This window comes from Streptomyces sp. NPDC127100 (assembly GCF_042724095.1).
Lineage (GTDB): Bacteria > Actinomycetota > Actinomycetes > Streptomycetales > Streptomycetaceae > Streptomyces.
Window position 1 is genome coordinate 31237 of record NZ_JBHXFL010000024.1, and the last position, 20910, is coordinate 52146.

Sequence of the window (20910 nt, forward strand, 5' to 3'; positions counted from 1 at the left end):
GGCACGGCTGGGACACCGAGGGCGCCTCAGGTCTCCGTGCGGTACATCAGGTCCGTCTCGTGCGTGACGAAGCCGAGGCGCTCGTAGACGGACACCGCCGCCTTGTTGTCGGCGTCGACGTACAGCATCGCCGTGGGCAGGCCCTGCTCCGCCAGGTGCCGCAGGCCGATGGTGGTCAGGGCCTTGCCCAGGCCACCGCCCTGGGCGTCGGGGCGGATGCCGAGGACGTACACCTCACCGAGCCGTTCCTCGGCGTGCACCTTGGTCCAGTGGAAGCCGATGAGTTCGTCCCCGCGTTCGGCGAGGAAGAACCCGGCCGGGTCGAACCACGCCTCGGCCTTGCGGTCGTCGAGGTCCCGCTGTGTGAGGGAGCCCTGCTCGGGGTGGTGGGCGAAGGCGGCGGCGTTCACGGCGAGCCAGGCCGCGTCGTCCTGACCGGGCACGAAGGTGCGTACGCCCACACCGTCGGGCAGGCGGGGGTCCGGCAGGTCCAGGTCGGCCAAGGGGCGCCGCATCTGCCGCAGTTCGCGGAAGAGGGTCAGCCCGAGGACCTGCGCGAGATGCCGGGCGGCGGAGTGGCCGCCGTGCGCCCAGATCCGCAGCCGCTTCCCGGAGGCCGCGAGCAGCGCGGAGCCCAGCGCCCGCCCGTGCCCCTGCCCGCGGTAGGAGGGGTGGACGACCAGTTCGGCGGCCGGCGGCTCCACCGGGTCGGTGTCCTCCAGCTGGGCGTACCCGACGAGTTGGCCGTCCACGGTGAGCAGCAGGTGTGCGATGCCCTCCCGCGCCTCACCCCGCAGTTGCAGTCGTCCCTGCTCGGACACGGCGTGCTGCCCGTCGTTCCGGGCGGCCTCGCCGAGCAGGGCGAGCACGGCTTCGGTCTGTTCCGGGGTGAGTGCGGCGAGGGTCTCGATCGAGCGGGGGCGGCCGGGTCGCACGGTGTCGTCGCTGGTCATGCGTACGAGGGTAAGGGGCGGGCCCGGCAAAGTGGCGGCACGGGACGGGGAAGGTAAACCAGGATGTAACCCGGAAACCCCTGTTGCGCTACGCGCGTTGACCCTAGGCTGCGCCGACGGGCCGTTCCTCTCCCGACGACCCGTATCCAGGCAGATCCGCAGGCAGACCCACAGGGGGGCGCATGCCAGCCACAGCACAGTCGTACGAACCGCGCCGCAGACGCCGCGCCGGCCGCCGCCTCCTCGCGGTGGCCGCCGGTGTGGCCACCGCAGGGGCACTCGCCGCCGCCGCACTGCCGGGAACGGCGAGCGCGGGCGAGAGCGACCGGGGCCACGACCGCGGTCACCACCAGCCGGGCCGCTACCAGGACGTCCAGCTCCTGTCCTTCAACGACCTGCACGGCAACCTGGAGCCCCCGGCCGGCTCCTCCGGCCGGGTCACCGAGCTCCAGCCGGACGGCACCACGAAGACGATCGACGCGGGTGGCGCCGAGTACCTCGCCACCCACCTGCGCCAGGCCCGCAAGGGCCACCCGTACTCCATCACCGCCGCCGGCGGCGACATGGTCGGCGCCTCCCCGCTGATGTCGGGTCTCTTCCACGACGAGCCGACCATCGAGGCGCTGAACAAGCTCGACCTCGACGTCACGTCGGTGGGCAACCACGAGTTCGACGAGGGCGCCAAGGAGCTGGCCCGCCTGCAGAACGGCGGCTGCCACCCCACCGACGGCTGCTACACGGACAAGGAGTTCCAGGGCGCCGACTTCCCCTACCTCGCGGCGAACGTCCTCGACGAGAAGACCGGCAAGCCCATCCTCAAGCCGTACTGGGTGTGGAAGCGGAACGGCGTCAAGGTCGGCTTCATCGGCGTGACCCTGGAGGGCACCCCGAACATCGTCTCGGCGGACGGCGTGAAGGGCCTGCGCTTCAAGGACGAGGTCGACACGATCAACAAGTACGCCAAGGAGCTGGAGCGCCAGGGCGTGAAGTCGATCGTGGCCCTCGTCCACGAGGGCGGCTTCCCGGCGTCGTCGTCCTACAACTACGGCTGCGACTCCCCGGGCGCCGGCGACGGCATCTCCGGACCGATCGTCGACATCGCCAGGAACGTCTCGCCCCAGGTGGACGCGCTGGTCACCGGCCACACCCACAACGCGTACGTCTGCACGATCCCCGACCCCGCGGGCAAGCCCCGCATGGTCACGTCGGCCGCCTCCTTCGGCCGCCTCTACACGGACACGACGCTGACGTACGACCGCGCGACGGGCGACATCGCCCGCACGGCCGTGAAGTCGGCGAACCACGTGGTCACGCGGGACGTCCCGAAGGCGTCCGACATCACGCGCCTGATCGACCGGTGGAACGCCCTGGCCGCCCCCATCGGCAACCGCCCCATCGGCTACATCTCCGGCGACATCAACCGCGACGGCACCGAGTCCCCCCTCGGCGACCTCATCGCCGACGCGCAACTGGCCTACGGCAGGACCCTGGACCCGGAGACCGACCTGGCCCTGATGAACCCGGGCGGCATCCGGGCGTCGCTCACGTACGCGGCGAAGGGCGGTGAGGGCGACGGCGTGGTGACGTACGCCGAGGGCTTCACGGTCCAGCCCTTCGCCAACACGGTGAACCTGCGCAGCTACACGGGCGCCCAGCTGGTGCAGGCGCTCAAGGAGCAGGTGAGCGGCGGCAACGAGGCGGCGCCGAAGATCCTCCAGATCTCGTCCGGTCTCACCTACACCCTGGACCTGACGAAGACGGGCGCGGACCGGGTCGTCACCGGCTCCGTCCGCCTGAACGGCGCCCCGATCGACCCGGCGGCCACCTACCGCGTCGCGATGAACGGCTTCCTCGCGGGCGGCGGCGACGGCTTCACCACGCTGGGCCAGGGCACGGACGAGGTGGTCGGCACCGACGACCTGTCGGCCCTCGAGCAGTACCTGACGGCCAACTCGTCGGCGTCCGCGCCGATCGCGCCGCCGGCGGCGGACCGGATCACGATCGTGCAGTAGGGATCTCCCGGTTCCTCCGCTCCGAGGCCCGGGACGCGTACACCGGCACGACCGGTACGCGTCCCGAGCCTCGTGCCGTCTTCGCCCACGAGGGCGCCGGACCCGACCGCCGGACCCGACCGCCGGACCCGACCGCCGGATCCCGGGCCCGGCCGGTCAGCCGTCGCCGTCCGCCGCGTCCGGGCCGGGCGGCGGCACGGGCGCCCCCGGCAGCCGCACCGTGACCGTCGTGCCACCGTCCTCCGCCGGGGTCAGCGTCACCTCGCCGCCCGCCTGCTGGACCGTGCGCGCCACGATCGACAGGCCGAGGCCCGAGCCGGGCAGCGCGCGTGCCGACGGTGAGCGCCAGAAGCGGTCGAAGACGTGCGGGAGTTCCTCGGCGGGGATGCCCGGGCCGTGGTCGCGGACGGTGAGGACGCCGTCCCGGAGGCGTACGTCGACGGTGCCGCGCTCGGGGCTGAACTTCACCGCGTTGTCCAGGATGTTGACCATCGCGCGTTCCAGCGCGGAGGGTTCCGCCCGGACGTACCAGGGCCGGACGTCGGCGGTGATCGTCAGCTCCGGGCCGCGCAGGCGGGCCCGGCGCAGCGCCGCCTCGACGACGTCCTGCCAGGCGAGGATCTGCGTCTTGCCCGCGTGCTGGCCGGTGTCCGGCCGGGACAGCTCCTGGAGGTCGCCGATCAGCGCGGCGAGTTCCGTCATCTGCGCCTTCACGGAGGCGAGGAGGGCCCGGCGGTCGGCCTCGGGGATCGGGCGGCCGGTCTCCTCGCTGCGGGACAGCAGCTCGATGTTGGTGCGCAGGGAGGTGAGGGGGGTGCGCAGTTCGTGGCCGGCGTCGGCGATGAGCTGCTGTTGCAGGTCGCGGGAGCTGGCCAGGGAGGAGGTCATGGAGTTGAAGGAGCGGGAGAGGCGGGCGATCTCGTCCTCGCTGTCGTCCTCCACGGGGATGCGGACGTTCAGGTCCTCGGTGCGGGCCACGTGTTCGACGGCCTGGGCCAGGTCGTCCACCGGGCGCAGCCCGGCTCGGGCGACGGCGAGCCCGGCGGCCCCGGCGCCCACGACGCCGATGCCGGAGACGAGCAGGAGGACCCAGACCAGCGAGGACAGCGGCTCGGTGACCTCCTTCACCGGTTTGGCGACGGACACGGCGATGCCGGGCTGCACCTGCTTGGTGAGCCGGTCGACGACCGGCCGGGTGTAGACGCGGACCGTGGTGCCGTCCGTGGTCCTGCCGGTGTGCAGGGTGCTCTCGGCCAGTCCGTCGGCGACGGCCACGTCCGCTTCCTGCACGCGCATCTGCTCGCTGCCCGGGTCGACGCACGTGGAGCCGTCCGAGTAGAGGATCGTGACGATGGGCGCGTTCGGTGCCTGGGGCAGCGCCTGCGGGTCGGCCGACCGGCAGTTCGCCAGCATGCTCTGCAGAAGCTGGCTGGAGACCTGTTCCCCGCGCAGCTGGTCGTCGAGCTGGTGGTACAGCTGGTTGCGCACCACGAACCAGCACGTCACCGAGACCGCCGCGACCGCGAACGCCACCGCCGCCGCCACCAGCAGGGCCAGGCGGGAGCGCAGGGGCAGGCTGCGGAACCGTCGGATCACTCCGCGCCGCCCTGCCGCAGGACGTAGCCGACGCCGCGGACCGTGTGGACGAGGCGCGGTTCGCCGCCCGCCTCGGTCTTGCGGCGCAGGTACATGACGTACACGTCGAGGGAGTTGGACGACGGCTCGAAGTCGAATCCCCAGACGGCCTTGAGGATCTGCTCCCGGGTGAGGACCTGGCGCGGGTGGGCCATGAACATCTCGAGGAGGGTGAACTCAGTGCGGGTCAGCTCCACCGGGCGTCCCGCCCGGGTGACCTCCCGTGTCGCCAGGTCCATGGTCAGGTCGGCGAAGCGGAGGGTGTCGTCGTCGCCGGCGGTGGCCTCGACCGCCGCCGCGTAGGAGCTGCGGCGCAGCAGCGCCCGGATGCGGGCGAAGAGTTCGTCCAGCTCGAAGGGCTTGACCAGGTAGTCGTCGGCGCCGGCGTCGAGGCCGGTCACCCGGTCGCCGACCGTGTCGCGAGCCGTGAGCATCAGGATCGGGGTCGTGTCGCCCGCGCCGCGGATCCGGCGGGCGGCGGTCAGGCCGTCCATGCGGGGCATCTGGATGTCGAGGACGACCAGGTCGGGCCGGTACGCCGCCGCCTTCTCCAGGGCGTCGGCGCCGTCGACGGCGACCTCGGTGCCGTACCCCTCGAAGGCGAGGCTGCGCTGGAGGGCTTCGCGGACCGCCGGCTCGTCGTCGACGATCAGGATGCGCTGGGGGTCACGGTCGCCTTCTGCGGGGCTCATGGTCTCGGGTTCCTCGGGTGCGGTGGGTACGGGCTGCCGACGCCTTCAGCGTCGCACGTCGGGGCGGGCCCCGGGACGGGGACGCCGGACGGTGCGGCGTCGTGCGTCCGGGTCAGCCCCGCGCGGCGCGACGGCGGTGCGCGGAGCGGCGCGCCGCCCGGCGGGCGGGGGCACGGGTGGCCGCGCGGGCCGAGACCTCCGGCGGCCGGGGCGCCGGCGGGTGCAGCGCGGCGGCGACCTCGAGCGCGAGGGCGAGCGCGGCCGGGCCGCCGCCGGTGGACGTCGCCGCGTGGGCGATCCGCTGGATCATGGACTGTGCTCCTTCGCTCAGTTCTGGGCGCCCGCCCGCAGCGTGGCCAGGTCCGCCTTGACCGTGTTGATCGGGATGGCGAAGCCGAGGCCGACGCTGCCGGCGTCCGCCGAGGACGAGGAACCGGCCGCCGAGTACATCGCCGAGTTGATGCCGATGATGTTGCCGTTCATGTCGATCAGCGCGCCGCCGGAGTTGCCCGGGTTGAGGGAGGCGTCCGTCTGGATCGCCTTGTACGTCGTCGTGGACGAGCCGGTGTCGCCGTTGAACTGCCGGCCGCCGAACTCGAACGGCCACTGGCCGCCCTGCTGCTGCTGTTGCTGCTGCTGGCCCTCGTCGGTCGACACGGTCACGTCGCGGTTCAGGGCCGAGACGATGCCGCTGGTCACGGTGCCGGTCAGGCCCTCGGGCGAGCCGATCGCCACGACCTGGGCGCCGACCTGGACGCCGTCGGAGTCGCCGAGGGTGGCGGTCGTCAGGCCGGACGCGTTCTCCAGCTTGATCAGCGCCAGGTCCTTCTTGCTGTCGGTGCCGACGACCTGCGCGCCGTACTGCTTGCCGTCGCTGGTCGTCACCTTGACCGAGGAGGCACCGGACACCACGTGGTTGTTGGTGATGATCTCGCCGTCGCCGGTGATGATCACACCGGAACCGGTGGAGGAGCCGGCGTTCGAGGTCGCGCTGATCTCGACGATGCTCGGGCTGACCGCCCGGGCCACGCCGGCGACCGTGCCCTTCTGGCTGGAGGGCACCACGGTGGTGCTGGTGGAGCTGGAGGCGACGGTGTCGCCGCCGGTCAGCTCCTGGATGCCGAAGGCGGTGCCGCCGCCGACGGCCGCCGCGACGATCGCCACGGCCGCGAGCAGGGCGACCGGGCCGCGCCGGCTCCTGCGGCGGGGCGGCCGGCCGGGCTCCTGCGGTGCCGCGGCCGCCGGAAGGTGGGGCGGCAGGGCCGGCGGGGGCGGCCACTCCGGGTTCACCGGGCTCGTGCGGCTCTCCGGCTCCGGCGAGGAGGCGTGCTGCCCGGCGCCCTCGTAGGGGGTGACGTACGGATTCGCGTTCTCGTACTCGCCGCTGCGGCGGAAGCTCTCGGTCATGTTCATGAGCTTCCCGCCCGCGGATGAGAGCTTTCTGAGTCCCGCCTGAGAAGCCCGGCAGAACCTCGTATGCCCGATATAAAGAGGCCCCGCCCCGCAGTCGCCGAGCCGCCGTGAAGAGGCCCGGCCCGCAGCCGAGAGACCGCCGAATGGCACCCGTGCCGCACAGCCGCACAGCCGCCGGAGGCTACTCGCAGCCGCAGGACCGCCGTACCACCAGCCGCGACGGGAACACCTTCAGCCGCTCCCGCCGCGAGCCCGCGACCCGCAGCCCGTCGTCCAGGACCAGGTCCACGGCGGACCGCGCCATCGCCGACCGGTCGGAGGCGACCGTGGTCAGCGGCGGGTCGGCCAGGTCCGCCTCCTTGATGTCGTCGAAGCCGGCCACCGCCAGCTCGCCGGGGACGTCGAGGCGCAGCTCGCGGGCCGCGCGCAGCAGGCCGATCGCCTGGTCGTCGGTGGAGCAGAAGATCGCGGGCGGGCGGTGCGGCCCGGCGAGGAGTTCCAGGGCCACCTCGTACGCGTCGTAGCGGTTGTACGGCGCCTCGAAGAGCCGGCCCTCGGTGGAGAGCCCGGCCTCCTTCATCGCCCGCCTCCAGCCCTCGACGTGGTCGGAGACCGGGTCGCCGACGGACGGGGTGTCGGCGGTGCCGCCCATGCAGGCGACGTACTCGTACCCGTGCTCCAGCAGGTGGCGCACGGCGAGCTGGGCGCCGCCCAGGTCGTCGGTGACGACGGCGACGTCGTCGATGGCCTCGGGGCGCTCGTGCAGCAGGACGACCCGGGCGTCCCACGCGTCGATCTCGGCCGCGGCGAGGTCGTTCAGGGCGTGGCTGACCAGGATCAGGCCGGATACCCGCATGCCGAGGAAGGCCCGCAGGTAGTGGACCTCGCGCTCCGCGACGTAGTCGGTGTTGCCGACGAGGACCATCTTGCCGCGCTCGGACGCGGCCTGTTCGACGGCGTGCGCCATCTCCCCGAAGAAGGGCTGGCGGGCGTCGGGGATGATCAGGCCTATGAGGTCCGTGCGCCGCGACGCCATGGCCTGGGCGACCCGGTCGGGCCGGTACCCCAGCTCCTTGATCGCGGCGAGGACACGCTCGCGCGTGGCCGGGGCGACCGGCCGGGGTCCGTTGTTGATGACATAGCTGACGACGGCGGTCGAAGTCCCCGCCAGCCGCGCCACATCATCCCGAGTCACCTTGGCCACGCGCGGAGTCTACGCGGATGGACCCGCTCCGGGCAGGGCGTATCAGCCCTCGGTCCGCCCGGTCACGTTCGTGCCTCGGCCGCGGCGGGTGCCGCCTCCACGGCGTCCCCCTTCGCCCCGGCCTTCGCCGTCGCCTCCTCCGCGGCCCGCTCCTTCTTCTCCGGCTTCTCGGGCGTGACGAAGCGGTAGCCGACGTTGCGGACGGTGCCGATCAGCGACTCGTGCTCGGGGCCGAGCTTGGCGCGCAGCCGCCGTACGTGCACGTCGACGGTGCGGGTGCCGCCGAAGTAGTCGTAGCCCCACACCTCCTGGAGCAGCTGGGCGCGCGTGAAGACCCGGCCCGGGTGCTGGGCGAGGTACTTCAGCAGCTCGAACTCCTTGAAGGTCAGGTCCAGGACCCGGCCCTTGAGCTTGGCGGAGTACGTCGCCTCGTCGACCGACAGGTCGCCGTTGCGGATCTCCATGGGGGAGTCGTCGCCGACGATCTGCCGGCGGCCCGTGGCCAGCCGCAGCCGGGCCTCGACCTCCGCCGGACCGGCGGTGTCCAGCAGGACGTCGTCGATGCCCCAGTCGGCGGTGACGGCGGCGAGGCCGCCCTCGGTGACGACGAGGATCAGCGGGCAGCCGAGGCCCGTGGAGCGCAGCAGCTGGCACAGGCTGCGGACCTGGGGGAGGTCGCGGCGCCCGTCGACGAGGATCGCGTCGGCGCCGGGGGTGTCGACGAGAGCGGGCCCCTCCGCCGGGGCCACGCGGACGTTGTGCAGCAGCAGGCCGAGGGCGGGAAGCACCTCCGTCGACGGCTGGAGGGCGTTGGTCAGGAGCAGCAGAGAACTCATCGCGCCCCACCTGCCTGGGTCGTCCTGCGGTCGTGCACGTTTCGCTCGCCCATAACGTCTGGTTCCTCCTCGGTCCCTGCGAGGACGTTTACGGCACTGCTTCGAACGGTGCGGATCCCACGCCCGCGGGGTCCGCTGCGGGTCCGGGAGGTGAACGCTGGTGAACGCTCCCGAAAGCACAAAAGGACCCGGGGGCTACGTCGCCCGAGTCCTCTGCCCAGCAGAATAGCCGACATGAGCGACGGTCGGGCAGGTCATGTGGCGCGTTCCACCATTCGTCCGCATCCCGGGACGCCCCGGGAGACGGCGGGACGGAGGCCCCGCCGCACGCCCGCGCGGACGTTCCTGCGCACGTCCGACGGGGTGCGGATCGACGCGGTGTACGAGCCCGGGCCGGCCCGGCGGGACGCCGCCGACCTGGTGTTCGTCGTCGCGCACGGGTTCACCGGCGACGCCGGGCGCCCGCACGTGCGCCGGATCGCGCGGGCGTTCGCGCACCACGGGGCCGTCGTCACGTTCTCCTTCCGCGGCCACGGCGCCTCCGGCGGGCGCTCGACCGTCGGCGACCGCGAGGTGCTGGACCTGGCGGCGGCGGTGGCCTGGGCGCGCGGCTTCGGGCACGCGCGCGTGGTGACCGTCGGCTTCTCCATGGGCGGCTCGGTGGTGCTGCGGCACGCCGCGCTGTACGGCGGCGACAGCGCCGCCCGTACGGACGCCGTCGTCTCGGTGAGCGCCCCCGCCCGCTGGTACTACCGGGGCACGGCGCCCATGCGCCGGCTGCACTGGCTGGTGATGCGCCCCGCCGGGCGCCTGGTGGGCCGCTACGGACTGCGGACCCGTATCCACCACCGCGACTGGGATCCGGTGCCGCTGTCACCGGTGGAGGCGGTGCCGCGGATCGCGCCGACGCCGCTGCTCGTCGTGCACGGCGACCGGGACGGCTACTTTCCGCTGGACCACCCCCGGATGCTGGCCGAGGCGGCCGGTGACCACGGCGAACTCTGGGTGGAGCCCGGCATGGGCCACGCCGAGCACGCCTCCGGCGAGGAGCTGCTGCGCAGGATCGGCGACTGGGCCGTGTCGCGGGCGGGCTAGCCTGACGGTGTTCACCGCCGGTCGGCACCGACGCCGACCGGCACCGGCGACGAAGGATCCAGATGGCAAAGGTCACGGTGCGCTACTGGGCCGCCGCGAAGGCCGCGGCGGGAGTGGCCGAGGAGCCGTACGAGGCGGCCACCCTCGCCGACGCGCTCGGCGCGGTGCGCGAGAGCCACCCCGGCGAACTCACGCGCGTGCTGTCGCGCTGCTCGTTCCTCGTCGACGGCGACCCGGTGGGCACGCGCGCGCACGAGACGGTGCGGCTGGCCGAGGGCGGCACGGTCGAGGTGCTCCCGCCGTTCGCGGGAGGGTGACGATGACCGACCAGCCGTATCAGGGACAGCAGCCGCATCAGCCGTACCCGGGACACGAGGGGTACGACGCCCAGGTGTGGCCCGGACAGCACCAGCAGGGCCACCGGGCGTACGACGACCCGGACAGCGGCGAGCACACGCAGCAGTGGCAGGGACAGACCTGGGAGACCCAGCTGCAACCGCCCGTGCCGGCGGAGGAGACGGCCTACCTGCCGCCGCAGGGGGACAGCTCGTACGGCGGCGGGTACGGCGGGCAGACCCACGGAGCGCAGCAGTACCAGGCGCAACCACAGCAGTACCAGCCGCACCCGCAGCAGCAGTACCAGCCGCAACAGCCACAGGCACCGCAACAGCCACAGGCACCCCAGCACCACGCGCAGCAGCAGTATCAAGGGCAGCAGCAGGCACAGCCCCAGCAGCAGCAGTACCAGGGGCAGCCGCAGCAGTACCAGGCGCAGCCCCAGCCGCAGCCGTACCAGCCCCAGGCGTACACCCCGCAGCCGCAGCCGCAGCCCTACGCCTCCGAGCCTCCGGCGGCCCCCACCGCCCCCGAGCCCCAGGCCGCCCCGGCTTCCCCGGCGGCTGCCGGTTCCGCCGGTTCCGCCGACGGGCCCGAGTACGGGCCGGCCACCCTCGCGGGCAACGCCCGGATCACCGACGCGCAGCGGGCCCGCGCCGAGGGGCGTTCGCCGATCATCGACCCCGGGATGCAGCCGGCCGCGCTCACCGCGCTGCTCGGGCTGCTGCTGGCCGGCGCGGCCGCGGTCGGCACGTACGCGCTGCTCGTCCCGCTGGTCGTCCTCCAGGCGGTCACCGCGGCGGGCTGGTTCCGGCTGAACGGCATGTGGCCCGCCCGGCAGGGCATCGCGCTGGGCTTCGCGGGCGCGCTGGCCGCGGACGCGGCGATGCTGGCGTCGGACCGTTCCCCGGCGGCGCTCCTCGGCACGCTCGGCGTGTGGGTGCTGCTGTCCCTCGTCCTGCAGCTCCGGTCGCACGCCGACCCGGACGAGCGGATGTACGGCCTGATGGCGACCGTCGCCGCGACGGCCCTGGCCGTCGTCGCGGGCGGGTACCTCGCGGCCGACGCGGACGCGGTGACGGTCGGCGCGGTCGCCGTGGCGGTGGCCGTCGTGGCCCGCGCGCTGCCGCTGCCGACGCCCGCGTCCGTGCTCGTCGCACTGCTCGCGGCGGCGGGCGCCGGGTTCGCGGCCGGCGCGGTGACGGACCTCGGCACGTCAGGGGCGCTGCTCGGAGCGGGCGCGGCCGTGTGCGCGCTGATCGGGCACCGGGTCGCGGCCTACGACTACCCGTCCCGGTTCGTGCACTTCACGGCGGGTGTGGCGCTGCCGCTGGCGGCCTCGGCACCGGCCGTGTACGTGCTCGGACGGGCGCTCGGCTGAGCCGGCCCGCGAGGCACTCGCGTTCCTCCTGTCACAGGTGATCGACAAAATCCGGCGGCCGTCATCCACCGCGTTAGGCTCGCGCTGGACGGCCGCCGGTCGTCGGGAGACCGCTGCCGTTGACGCCTACTGGTGGGGAACACTCGCATGCGCGCACTGCGAATACTGTTGGTCGTCGTCGTGATCCTGGGCGGCCTCTTCGTGATCGCCGACCGGATCGCGGTCAACTTCGCGGAGGACCGGGCGGCGGACAAGCTGCGCACCACGGAGAACCTGGCCTCGACGCCGGACGTGTCCATCAACGGCTTCCCCTTCCTCACGCAGCTCGCCGGCGGTGAACTCGACGAGGTCGAGGTCGGCATCCACGACTACGAGGCCGCCACCGGCGACGGCACCGAGAAGATCCGCATCGACGACCTGCGCGCGGACATGAAGGGCGTCGAGTTCTCCGGCGACTTCAGCTCCGCCACCGCGGCCACGGCCACCGGCACGGCGACGATCGGCTACGACGAGCTGATGAAGGCCGCCAAGTCCGAGCCCACGGACATCGGGCCCGGCATCACCGCCAAGGTCGTCGGCCTCTCCGACGGCGGCAACGGCAAGATCAAGGTCGCTCTCCAGGCCACGGTCCTGGGCGTCGAACTGCCCGAGCCGGTCGACGTGCTCAGCTCGGTCAAGGTCAAGGACGACAACGTCGAGGTGGTCGCCGACGGCCTGCCGACCATAGGCGGCAAGCAGTTCGCCGAGTCCCGGATCCGGGCCATCACCGACTTCCAGCAGACCATCGACGAGCTGCCCGGCGGGATCAAGCTGGACAAGGTCGAGGCGGCGAAGAACGGTGTCGAGATCTCGGTGAAGGGTTCGGGCGTCAAGCTGGCCGGGTAGGACGACGGTCGGCCCCCCGGGGAGGCCCACGGACCGCCCGCCGACCGGCGGGAGCGAGTCGGCGTCCGACAGGCGAGACGCCGATGTCCGTACCGCAGATGTGAAGGTGGGCGCGGCGGGCCGACGGGTCGCCGGGCGGCGCTCGGGCAGGACCCTGATCCCACAGTGCGGACGATCGTGTCTCATCATGCGACACGCCGGTGACATGGCCCGGTATCCGTCCCTACGATCGGGGCTATGAAGCGACAGGCGGATCTCACGAAGCGGCGGGCAGTGGACCTGTGCCGCGTTGCCGCCATGCTCTGTCGCACCTTCTGAGCGGACGGCGACACCGCCGTCCGGTTCCCCTCACCGCCCTGCTCAGGGCACCCGCGCGCCGCTCCGGCATGAGCGCGCACGCCCTCTCACTCGCACGCCCCGCCGCAACTGCCCCGGAGGAGAAAGCATGAGCCGCAGCGACGTCCTGGTCGACGCCGACTGGCTGCAGGACCACCTGGACGACCCGACCATCGCGATCGTCGAGGTGGACGAGGACACGTCCGCGTACGACAAGAACCACATCAAGAACGCGATCCGGATCGACTGGACCCAGGACCTCCAGGACCCGGTCCGCCGTGACTTCGTCGACCAGGAGGGCTTCGAGAAGCTCCTGTCGAAGAAGGGCATCTCCAACGACCACACCGTGGTCCTCTACGGCGGCAACAACAACTGGTTCGCGTCCTACGCCTACTGGTACTTCAAGCTGTACGGCCACGAGAACGTGAAGCTCCTCGACGGCGGCCGCAAGAAGTGGGAGCTGGACGCCCGCGAGCTGGTCGACGGCACCGAGGTGCCCGAGCGCGCGGCGACCGACTACAAGGCCAAGCCGCAGGACACGTCGATCCGCGCCTTCCGCGACGACGTCGTCGAGGCGATCGGCGCGCAGAACCTGGTCGACGTCCGCTCCCCCGACGAGTTCTCGGGCAAGCTGCTCGCCCCGGCCCACCTCCCGCAGGAGCAGTCGCAGCGTCCGGGCCACGTCCCGTCCGCCCGCAACATCCCGTGGTCCAAGAACGCCAACGACGACGGCACCTTCAAGTCGGACGAGGAGCTCAAGCAGCTCTACACCGACGAGCAGGTCGACCTGGCGAAGGACACCATCGCCTACTGCCGCATCGGTGAGCGCTCGGCCCTGACCTGGTTCGTGCTGCACGAGCTGCTGGGCGTGGAGAACGTCAAGAACTACGACGGCTCCTGGACCGAGTACGGCTCCCTCGTCGGCGTGCCGATCGAGCTCGGCGCCGCGAAGTAACCACCCCGACCGACCAACCCCCTCAGGAGTACGACATGTGCGGAGCGAAGGCCGGCGGCCCCGACGCCTCGACGATCAAGCCCGGTGAGACCACCATCCAGGGTCAGGTGACCCGCGACGGCGAGCCGGTGACGGGCTACGTCCGTCTGCTGGACTCCACCGGCGAGTTCACGGCGGAGGTCCCGACCTCCGCGACGGGCCAGTTCCGCTTCTACGCGGCCGAGGGCACCTGGACCGTACGGGCGCTCGTGCCGGGCGGCACCGCCGACCGCACCGTCGTCGCCCAGCAGGGCGGGCTGGCGGAGGTCGCGATCGCCGTCTGACGGCGGACGCGGCACACCACGGCCGAGGGGCCGCACCCACCGGGTTGGACGCCTGGGGTGCGGCCCCTTCGGCGTGCACGGACCTACGCTGGACGTATGTACGCACGGCGGCGGCACGTCTACTTCGTGATGATGGGCACCTGCATCGCGCTGTTCGTGCTGGCCTGGGGAGTCGTCCGCCTCTGGTCCGTCCCGGCGGCCGTCGGCATGTGCGTGGTGGCCATGGTCATCCCCCCGCTGGCGGCGATGGTCGCCAACCGCCGTGGCCCCGACGACCGCTGGTGGGACGACCCCTCGGGCGACGCGAAGTCCGACGAGTGGTGGGACGAGCTGGACGGCAAGCGCCGCGGCCGCTGACGGGGGCGCCCCGGCGGGCTCAGTAGACGAGCGCCTGCGTGCCGTCGGCCAGGGACTCCTGCACGAAGACCTGGGCGCCCGCGATCCGCACGCCCTCCAGGACGTCCTTCTCGGTGATGTCGCGGCGGGCCGCGCACTGCGTGCACAGGGTCACCTGGCCCCCCGCCAGCAGCGCGTCGAGCAGGTCGGGCAGCGGCGCGGCGTGCGGCAGCTCGAACTCGGCCGCGCGGCCCGGCAGGGCGAACCAGGCGGACTCGCCGGTCAGCCACAGCGAGACGTCGACCCCGCTGGCCACGGCCACCGCCGCCACCGTGAACGCCTGAGAGCACCGCTCGGGCGCATCGGCCCCCGCCGTCACCTTGATCACGAGCTTCTTCGCCATGGCCGCATCGTACGGCCGCCGCGAGGGCACACCTCGTCCGGTGCCCTCCGGCCCGGCCGCGTAAGCTGGGCCCCGGCCCTGTGCACACAGCGCACGCACCGCACCCCGCTCAATCGAGGAGCACCCGTGGAGATCTTCTTCGAAACCCTGCTGGTCCTGGTCTGCGTCGGCGTCCTCGCCTTCGCCGGACTGACCGTGAAGAAGCTGTACCAGGGCCAGCGCTGACCCCTCACGCCAGGAAGTTCTGCTCATGATCGAGATCCCGTCCGACCTCCACAAGGACCTCGTCCCGCTCGCCTTCCTGCTCGGCGACTGGGCGGGCGCCGGCGTGCACGACTTCCCGGGTGCCGAGAAGTGCAACTTCGGCCAGGAGGTCACCTTCGGCCACGACGGCCGGGACTTCCTCGAGTACCAGTCCCACACCTGGGTGCTGGACCAGGACGGCAACAAGGTCCGCCCGCTGGAGTCCGAGCACGGCTACTGGCGCATCGACGCCCACCGCAAGGTCGAGGTCACGATGACCCGCGACGACGGCGTCATCGAGATCTGGTACGGCGAGATGGCCGACCAGAAGCCGCAGATCGACCTGGTGACCGACGCCGTGGCCCGCACGGCCGCCTCCCAGCCCTACACCGGCGGCAAGCGGCTGTACGGCTACGTCAAGAGCGACCTGATGTGGGTCGGCGAGAAGCAGACCCCCGAGGTCGAGCTGCGCCCCTACATGTCGGCGCACCTGAAGAAAGTCGTCACCCCGGAGGACGTCGAGCGCTGGGCCAAGGCCCTCCCCGACGACATGCCGGACGACGGGATCGCTTTCTTCAAGTAGTCCTAGACTCTTGGGTGTGGTGAGCACCGACTGGAAGAGCGACCTCAGGCAGCGCGGCTACCGGCTGACCCCGCAGCGGCAGCTGGTGCTCGAAGCCGTCGACACCCTGGAACACGCGACCCCCGACGACATCCTCGGCGAAGTGAGGAAGACGGCGTCGGGGGTCAACATCTCCACCGTGTACCGCACGCTGGAACTCCTGGAGGAGCTCGGGCTGGTCAGCCACGCCCACCTCGGGCACGGGGCGCCCACCTACCACCTCGCCGACCGGCACCACCACATCCACCTGGTCTGCCGGGACTGCACCAGCGTCATCGAGGCCGACCTGTCGGTGGCCGCCGAGTTCACCGCCAAGCTGCGCGAACAGTTCGGCTTCGACACGGACATGAAGCACTTCGCGATCTTCGGCCGGTGCCGGGACTGCGCTCCGGAGGGCCCCGCCGCCGAGTCGTAGGCTAGGCATATGAAGAGCCCCCTGCTGTCCCTGCCCGGCGCCGTCCCCGCCGAGGGTGTGGACGAAGGCGTCGCCGCCCACTACGGCGACCTGTTCCGCGAGCAGCGTGCCCTCGCCGACGGCACCGGCTTCGTCGACCTCTCCCACCGCGGGGTCGTCACGGTCACCGGCGACGACCGGCTGGCCTGGCTGCACCTGCTGCTCACCCAGCACGTCAGCGAGCTGCCGGCCGGCCGGGCCACCGAGGCGCTGATCCTCTCGGCCAACGGTCACATCGAGCACGCGCTGTACCTCGTGGACGACGGCGGGACCGTCTGGGCCCACGTGGAGCCCGGCAGCCAGGAGGCGCTGATCGCCTACCTGGAGTCGATGAAGTTCTTCTACCGGGTCGAGGTCGCCGACCGCACCGCGGACACCGCGGTCGTGCACCTGCCGGCCGGGTCCATCGCCACGGCCCCCGAGGGCGCCGTCGTGCGCGAGACGCCGTACGGCCGTGATCTCTTCCTGCCGCGCGAGGAGCTGGAGGCCTTCGCCGCCGAGGCCGGTCCGCCGGCCGGGATCCTCGCCCACGAGGCGCTGCGCGTCGAGCAGCGCCGGCCCCGCCTCGGCTTCGAGACCGACCACCGCACCATTCCCCACGAGCTGGGCTGGATCGGCACGGCCGTGCACCTCCAGAAGGGCTGCTACCGGGGACAGGAAACCGTCGCCCGGGTGCAGAACCTGGGCAAGCCGCCGCGCCGGCTGGTCTTCCTGCACCTGGACGGCAGCGAGGTCCACCTGCCCCCCGCCGGTGCCGAGCTGCGCCTCGCCGACGACGGGCCCGACGGCCGCAAGATCGGGTTCGTCACCACGTCCGTACGCCACCACGAGCTCGGCCCGGTCGCCCTCGCCCTGGTCAAGCGGAACGTGCCCGTGGACGCCCCGCTGCTCGCCGAGACCACGGCCGCGGCCCAGGAGACGGTCGTGGAGCCGTAGGAGGCCCCTGGGGCCCGTCGTCCGGACCGGGCCCTAGACCTCGATCAGCACCGTGAACGGGCCGTCGTTCGTCAGGGACACCCGCATCCGCGCCCCGAAGCGGCCCGTCGCCACGGTCGCGCCCAGCGCGCGCAGCCGCGCGACGACCTCGTCGACGAGCGGTTCGGCGACGTCACCGGGGGCGGCGGCGTTCCAGGTGGGGCGGCGGCCCTTGCGGGCGTCGCCGTACAGGGTGAACTGGCTGATCACCAGGAGCGGGGCGCCGACGTCGCTGCACGACCTCTCCTCGTGCAGCATCCGCACCGACCAGAGCTTGCGGGCGAGCTGCGCCGCCTTCTCCACGGTGTCCTCGTGGGTCACGCCGACCAGGACGCACAGGCCCTCGCCCTCGATCGCGCCCACCGTCTCGCCGTCCACGACGACGCTCGCGCCGTCCACCCTCTGCACCACCGCACGCATGCCGCCATGATGCCGTGCCGTCCGGGGAGCCCGGCGGGCGGGCCGTACGGGGGCTTCTTTTCGCTCCGTAACCCCCCATCTGGGGCCGATCGGGGGCACTCGGTCACATAGTGGCCACTTGGGGTGGCACGATGCTTGCCGGACGCCGGTCGAGGGGACGGTTGAGGGATATGAGCACACCGAGTACGGGGCAGCCGACCGGGACTGTCGCGTGGACCTGCCCGGGGGGCCTGGAGCCGCCCCGGCCGCCCGTGCAGCGCACGGACAGCCCGGAGTTGCCCGTGGGCCCGCCGGAGCCCGGCCTGCCCGTGCTGAGCCTGCCCGAGCTGCGCGCCCTGCGCCGGGACGCCCGGCACGAGGAGGCCGATCTCAGTTACGTACGGCGGCTGCTGCAGGGGCGGATCGACATCCTGCGGGCGGAGCTGGCCCGGCGCGGGCCGGCGTCCGCGGTGGATCCGGACGTGACGGCCGCGGAGTCCGTGGCGTCCGTCGTGGAGCGGCTGTCGGAGATCCTGACCGACGCGCCGGCCCGGCAGCGGTCCTCCGCACGCCATGTGACGCTGGGCACGCCGCGCAGCGAGGAGGGCCGGCGGCTGGCCGCGGAGATGCTCGGCGAGGTCGAGCTGTCCGACCTGACGGCCCGCACCGACCCGGAGCTGGCCGCCGCGATGGGCCGCCTCGTGCGCTACGAGCAGCAGGTCTCCCTGCGGCGCCAGCACCTGCAGCGGACGGCCGACGACTGCAGCGCGGAGATCGCACGCCGGTACCGTGAGGGGGAAGCACAAGTCGACGACCTGCTCGTGTGACGCGGGAGCGGCTTCCTCCAGCCGCCCCGCAGAGCCCGGTGAACCCGGGCCGTCACAGCGGCGGGTCACCCGTTCGGAAGGCCACCGCCGATGCCCGCGTCCCCGTCCGCACCCACGTCCGCCCTCTCGCCCGCCGCACCGCCCGTCCTCGCCGAGGTCGTCCGGTCCGGCTTCGTCGAGGGGCGGCACCGGGGCAGTCTGGTCGTCCTGGCCGCCGACGGAGCCGTGGAGCTGGCGCTCGGGGACGTGACGGCGCCGGTCTTCCCGCGCTCCTCCAACAAGCCGATGCAGGCGGCGGGCGTGCTGCGGGCCGGCCTGGACCTCTCGGGGGAGCGGCTCGCGCTGGCCGCCGCCAGCCACTCCGGGGAGCCCTTCCACCGCGACCTGGTCCGCAAGATGCTCGACGAGCACGGTCTCGACCCGGCCCTGCTCCAGTGCCCGCCCGACCTGCCGCTGGACCCGGAGGAGCGCGACACGTACCTGGCCTCGGGCGCCGGGCCCGACCGGATCACCATGAACTGCTCCGGCAAGCACACCGCGATGCTGGCCGTCTGCGCCCAGCGCGGCTGGCCCCTGGAGACCTACCTGGACGCGGACCACCCGCTCCAGCGCCTCATCCACCGGGTGGTGGAGGACGCGGCGGGCGAGCCGGTCGCCGCGGTCGGCACGGACGGGTGCGGGGCGCCGCTGATGGCGATCAGCCTGGTGGGGCTGGCCCGCGCCTTCCGCGCCTTCGTGGGTGCCGAGCCCGGCACCGCCGAGCGACGGGTCGCCGACGCGATGCGCGCCCACCCCGAGTACGTCGCCGGTACCCGCCGCGCCGACACCTGGCTGATGCACGAGGTGCCCGGCACGCTCTCCAAGATGGGCGCGGAGGCCGTCCAGGCGGTGGCCCTGCCGGACGGCCGCGCGCTGGCCTTCAAGGTCGAGGACGGGGCGAGCCGGGCGCTGGGCCCGGTGCTGGCCCGCGCGCTGACGCTGCTGGGCGTGGACGCCCCGGTGGTGGACCGCATCGGCCGCGCCCCGCTGCTGGGCGGCGGCCACGAGGTGGGGGAGATCCGCGCGGCCTTCTGAGGCCGGGGGCGCACGGGGCCGGGGGGCGCACGAGGCCGGCGGGCGGCCGGGAGACGCCGGACGCCACGGCCGGCCTCCCGGGGGCCGTCCGGGGCGCCGGCCCGTGCGGGGCGGGGCAAATACCCGCGACGCCGGTGCGGTCGCCGACCTACCGTGAGCGCATGACCCGCCGCACCGACATCGACGTACGTCCCATATCCGAGGCCGAGCTCTCCGACTGGAGCCGGGCCATGAGCACCGGGTTCCTCCAGCCGCCCGCCGTCTCCGCGGAGCAGCTGGAGGCCCGCCGCCACGAGTTCGTCCCCGGACGGCTCCTCGGCGCCTTCGACGGCGACCGCTGCGTGGCGACCTTCCGGTCCTTCGACCAGGAGATCACCGCCGTCGGCGGGGCGCCCGTCCGCGCCGACGCCGTCTCCAACGTCACCGTCAGCCCGACCCACCGCCGGCGCGGCCTGCTCACCCGCATGATGGCGCAGGACCTGGCGGCGGCGAAGGAACGCGGAGACGTCGTCGCGACGCTGATCGCGGCGGAGTACCGGATCTACGGCCGCTACGGCTTCGGCCCCGCCACCACCATGACCGAGTGGACGGTCGACGTGCCCCGGGCCGGTCTCGACCCGCGCTGGGCCGCCCCGGAGGACGGCGGCCGGATCGACCTCGTGGACGGCGAGGACGTCCGCAAGTTGGGCCCCGAGCTGCACGAGCGGCTGCGCCGGACGCAGCCGGGCGCGGTGAGCCGGACCGACCTGTGGTGGCAGCTGCGCACCGGTGTGGTGAACATGCGGGGCACCCCGTGGACCGAGCCCTTCTACGCCGTGTACCGCTCGGCGGGCGGCGAGGTCGAGGGCATGGTCTGCTACCGGGCGGACGACACGTGGGGCGACGCCAAGCAGCCGCTGAACACGGCGACCGTCGACTGGCTGCTCGGCGTGACGCCGGCCGCCGAGCGGGCGCTGTGGCGGTACCTGTGCTCGATCGACTGGATCACGACCGTGAAGAGCGGCTGGCGGGCCCCCGACGACCTGCTCCCGCACCTCCTGCCGGACCCGCGCGCGGCCAGGATCCTCACGCAGGCGGACTGGCTGTGGGTGCGGATCCTGGACGTCGTACGGGCGCTGGAGGCGCGTACGTACGGCGCCGAGGGGTCGCTGGTGCTGGAGGTCGTGGACCGGGACGGGCTGACCGGTGGGCGGTGGCGGCTGGAGGCCTCAGGGAACGGGGCGTCCTGCACGCCGACCACGGAGAGCGCCGAGCTGGTGCTCGACGTCGCCGAGCTGGCGGCGCTGTGGCTGGGTGACGAGTCGGCCGTGCGGCTGGCGGCGCTCGGCCGGGTCCGGGAAGAGCGAGCGGGCGCCGCCCGGCTGGCCGACGCCCTGCTGCGTACGTCCAGGCGGCCTTGGTGCCCGGACCTGTTCTGACCCCGCTCCCTTCTGCCGGCGACGGGTGGGCGCGCGCCGTCCGTAGCGGGCGCACGCTGTTCGGTTGTGGTTGTCGTGCGGTGGTACGGACCGCTGTCCGGGC

24 protein-coding genes are annotated in these 20910 nt (G+C 73.0%); 15 read left to right on the top strand and 9 right to left on the bottom strand.

Translation table 11 applies throughout. The features are described from left to right. Window positions 1–26: 26 nt before the first annotated feature. Window positions 27–953 carry a mycothiol synthase gene (mshD, locus tag ACFWJB_RS21485; RefSeq protein WP_385458099.1) on the bottom strand — a complete coding sequence of 309 codons (927 nt, stop codon included), beginning with the start codon at window positions 951–953 and terminating at the stop codon, window positions 27–29. A 182-nt stretch (window positions 954–1135) separates the two neighbouring features. Between mshD and ACFWJB_RS21490 the strand changes: the two genes are divergently transcribed. Next, on the top strand, window positions 1136–2965 hold the full coding sequence (locus ACFWJB_RS21490; RefSeq protein ID WP_386924078.1) for a bifunctional metallophosphatase/5'-nucleotidase: 1830 nt from the start codon (window positions 1136–1138) through the stop codon (window positions 2963–2965). Window positions 2966–3121: 156 nt separating this feature from the next. Here ACFWJB_RS21490 and ACFWJB_RS21495 read toward each other — a convergent pair whose 3' ends face one another. From ACFWJB_RS21495 to ACFWJB_RS21520, 6 genes are all read right to left on the bottom strand, one after another. Next, entirely contained in the window at window positions 3122–4561 is a 1440-nt protein-coding gene (locus tag ACFWJB_RS21495) for a sensor histidine kinase (protein WP_385458102.1), read from the bottom strand. Continuing rightward, window positions 4558–5292, bottom strand: a complete 735-nt coding sequence (locus ACFWJB_RS21500; protein ID WP_385458103.1) for a response regulator transcription factor — start codon at window positions 5290–5292, stop codon at window positions 4558–4560. Before ACFWJB_RS21500 ends, ACFWJB_RS21495 begins: the two co-directional genes overlap by 4 nt. 112 nt (window positions 5293–5404) lie before the next feature. Then, complete coding sequence (locus tag ACFWJB_RS21505; protein WP_386924081.1) at window positions 5405–5602, bottom strand: hypothetical protein; 198 nt, start codon at window positions 5600–5602, stop codon at window positions 5405–5407. A gap of 17 nt (window positions 5603–5619) precedes the next feature. Next, on the bottom strand, window positions 5620–6699 hold the full coding sequence (locus ACFWJB_RS21510) for a S1C family serine protease (protein WP_385458105.1): 1080 nt from the start codon (window positions 6697–6699) through the stop codon (window positions 5620–5622). A 187-nt stretch (window positions 6700–6886) separates the two neighbouring features. Beyond that, window positions 6887–7909 (bottom strand): LacI family DNA-binding transcriptional regulator, encoded by a 1023-nt coding sequence (locus tag ACFWJB_RS21515; RefSeq protein ID WP_386924083.1) that lies wholly within the window; start codon window positions 7907–7909, stop codon window positions 6887–6889. Window positions 7910–7971: 62 nt separating this feature from the next. After that, complete coding sequence (locus ACFWJB_RS21520; RefSeq protein WP_386924085.1) at window positions 7972–8745, bottom strand: winged-helix domain-containing protein; 774 nt, start codon at window positions 8743–8745, stop codon at window positions 7972–7974. 234 nt (window positions 8746–8979) lie between these two features. Here ACFWJB_RS21520 and ACFWJB_RS21525 point away from each other — a divergent pair, with 234 nt between their 5' ends. The 8 genes from ACFWJB_RS21525 (at window position 8980) to ACFWJB_RS21560 (ending at window position 14413) form a co-directional block, all read left to right on the top strand. Continuing rightward, on the top strand, window positions 8980–9840 hold the full coding sequence (locus ACFWJB_RS21525) for an alpha/beta hydrolase (RefSeq protein ID WP_385458111.1): 861 nt from the start codon (window positions 8980–8982) through the stop codon (window positions 9838–9840). Between the two features lie 62 nt (window positions 9841–9902). Further along, window positions 9903–10157, top strand: a complete 255-nt coding sequence (locus tag ACFWJB_RS21530; RefSeq protein ID WP_385458113.1) for a MoaD/ThiS family protein — start codon at window positions 9903–9905, stop codon at window positions 10155–10157. A 2-nt stretch (window positions 10158–10159) separates the two neighbouring features. After that, on the top strand, window positions 10160–11557 hold the full coding sequence (locus ACFWJB_RS21535; RefSeq protein ID WP_386924088.1) for a hypothetical protein: 1398 nt from the start codon (window positions 10160–10162) through the stop codon (window positions 11555–11557). 147 nt (window positions 11558–11704) lie between these two features. Beyond that, window positions 11705–12442 carry a DUF2993 domain-containing protein gene (locus ACFWJB_RS21540; RefSeq protein ID WP_385458117.1) on the top strand — a complete coding sequence of 246 codons (738 nt, stop codon included), beginning with the start codon at window positions 11705–11707 and terminating at the stop codon, window positions 12440–12442. Window positions 12443–12679: 237 nt separating this feature from the next. Next, entirely contained in the window at window positions 12680–12760 is an 81-nt protein-coding gene (locus ACFWJB_RS21545; RefSeq protein ID WP_350310325.1) for a putative leader peptide, read from the top strand. Between the two features lie 127 nt (window positions 12761–12887). Next, on the top strand, window positions 12888–13733 hold the full coding sequence (locus ACFWJB_RS21550; RefSeq protein ID WP_385458119.1) for a sulfurtransferase: 846 nt from the start codon (window positions 12888–12890) through the stop codon (window positions 13731–13733). A 35-nt stretch (window positions 13734–13768) separates the two neighbouring features. Beyond that, window positions 13769–14056 carry a DUF1416 domain-containing protein gene (locus ACFWJB_RS21555; protein ID WP_004986406.1) on the top strand — a complete coding sequence of 96 codons (288 nt, stop codon included), beginning with the start codon at window positions 13769–13771 and terminating at the stop codon, window positions 14054–14056. A 96-nt stretch (window positions 14057–14152) separates the two neighbouring features. Continuing rightward, a complete protein-coding gene (locus ACFWJB_RS21560) occupies window positions 14153–14413 on the top strand; it encodes a DUF3099 domain-containing protein (RefSeq protein WP_362489740.1) in 261 nt (86 codons plus the stop codon). 19 nt (window positions 14414–14432) lie between these two features. Here ACFWJB_RS21560 and ACFWJB_RS21565 read toward each other — a convergent pair whose 3' ends face one another. Then, window positions 14433–14795, bottom strand: coding sequence for a DsrE family protein (locus ACFWJB_RS21565; protein ID WP_386924091.1), 363 nt, complete (start codon window positions 14793–14795; stop codon window positions 14433–14435). Window positions 14796–15045: 250 nt separating this feature from the next. Between ACFWJB_RS21565 and ACFWJB_RS21570 the strand changes: the two genes are divergently transcribed. The 3 genes from ACFWJB_RS21570 to ACFWJB_RS21580 are packed head-to-tail and all read left to right on the top strand — an operon-like array spanning window position 15046 to window position 17050. After that, on the top strand, window positions 15046–15621 hold the full coding sequence (locus ACFWJB_RS21570; RefSeq protein ID WP_385458124.1) for an FABP family protein: 576 nt from the start codon (window positions 15046–15048) through the stop codon (window positions 15619–15621). 16 nt (window positions 15622–15637) lie between these two features. Continuing rightward, entirely contained in the window at window positions 15638–16075 is a 438-nt protein-coding gene (locus ACFWJB_RS21575) for a Fur family transcriptional regulator (RefSeq protein WP_385458125.1), read from the top strand. Between the two features lie 9 nt (window positions 16076–16084). Then, on the top strand, window positions 16085–17050 hold the full coding sequence (locus tag ACFWJB_RS21580; RefSeq protein WP_386924094.1) for a YgfZ/GcvT domain-containing protein: 966 nt from the start codon (window positions 16085–16087) through the stop codon (window positions 17048–17050). A 33-nt stretch (window positions 17051–17083) separates the two neighbouring features. Here ACFWJB_RS21580 and dtd read toward each other — a convergent pair whose 3' ends face one another. Further along, window positions 17084–17509: a D-aminoacyl-tRNA deacylase gene (dtd, locus tag ACFWJB_RS21585; protein WP_385458129.1), complete on the bottom strand. Its 426-nt coding sequence runs from the start codon at window positions 17507–17509 to the stop codon at window positions 17084–17086. A 170-nt stretch (window positions 17510–17679) separates the two neighbouring features. On the opposite strand from dtd, the gene ACFWJB_RS21590 reads away from it, so the two are divergent. From ACFWJB_RS21590 to ACFWJB_RS21600, 3 genes are all read left to right on the top strand, one after another. Continuing rightward, entirely contained in the window at window positions 17680–18315 is a 636-nt protein-coding gene (locus ACFWJB_RS21590) for an aerial mycelium formation protein (protein WP_385458131.1), read from the top strand. A gap of 90 nt (window positions 18316–18405) precedes the next feature. Continuing rightward, a complete protein-coding gene (locus ACFWJB_RS21595) occupies window positions 18406–19389 on the top strand; it encodes an asparaginase (protein ID WP_385458133.1) in 984 nt (327 codons plus the stop codon). Window positions 19390–19550: 161 nt separating this feature from the next. Further along, the gene (locus ACFWJB_RS21600) at window positions 19551–20807 is read left to right on the top strand and encodes a GNAT family N-acetyltransferase (RefSeq protein ID WP_385458135.1); all 1257 of its coding nucleotides are present in this window, start codon (window positions 19551–19553) and stop codon (window positions 20805–20807) included. Window positions 20808–20910 lie beyond the last annotated feature (103 nt).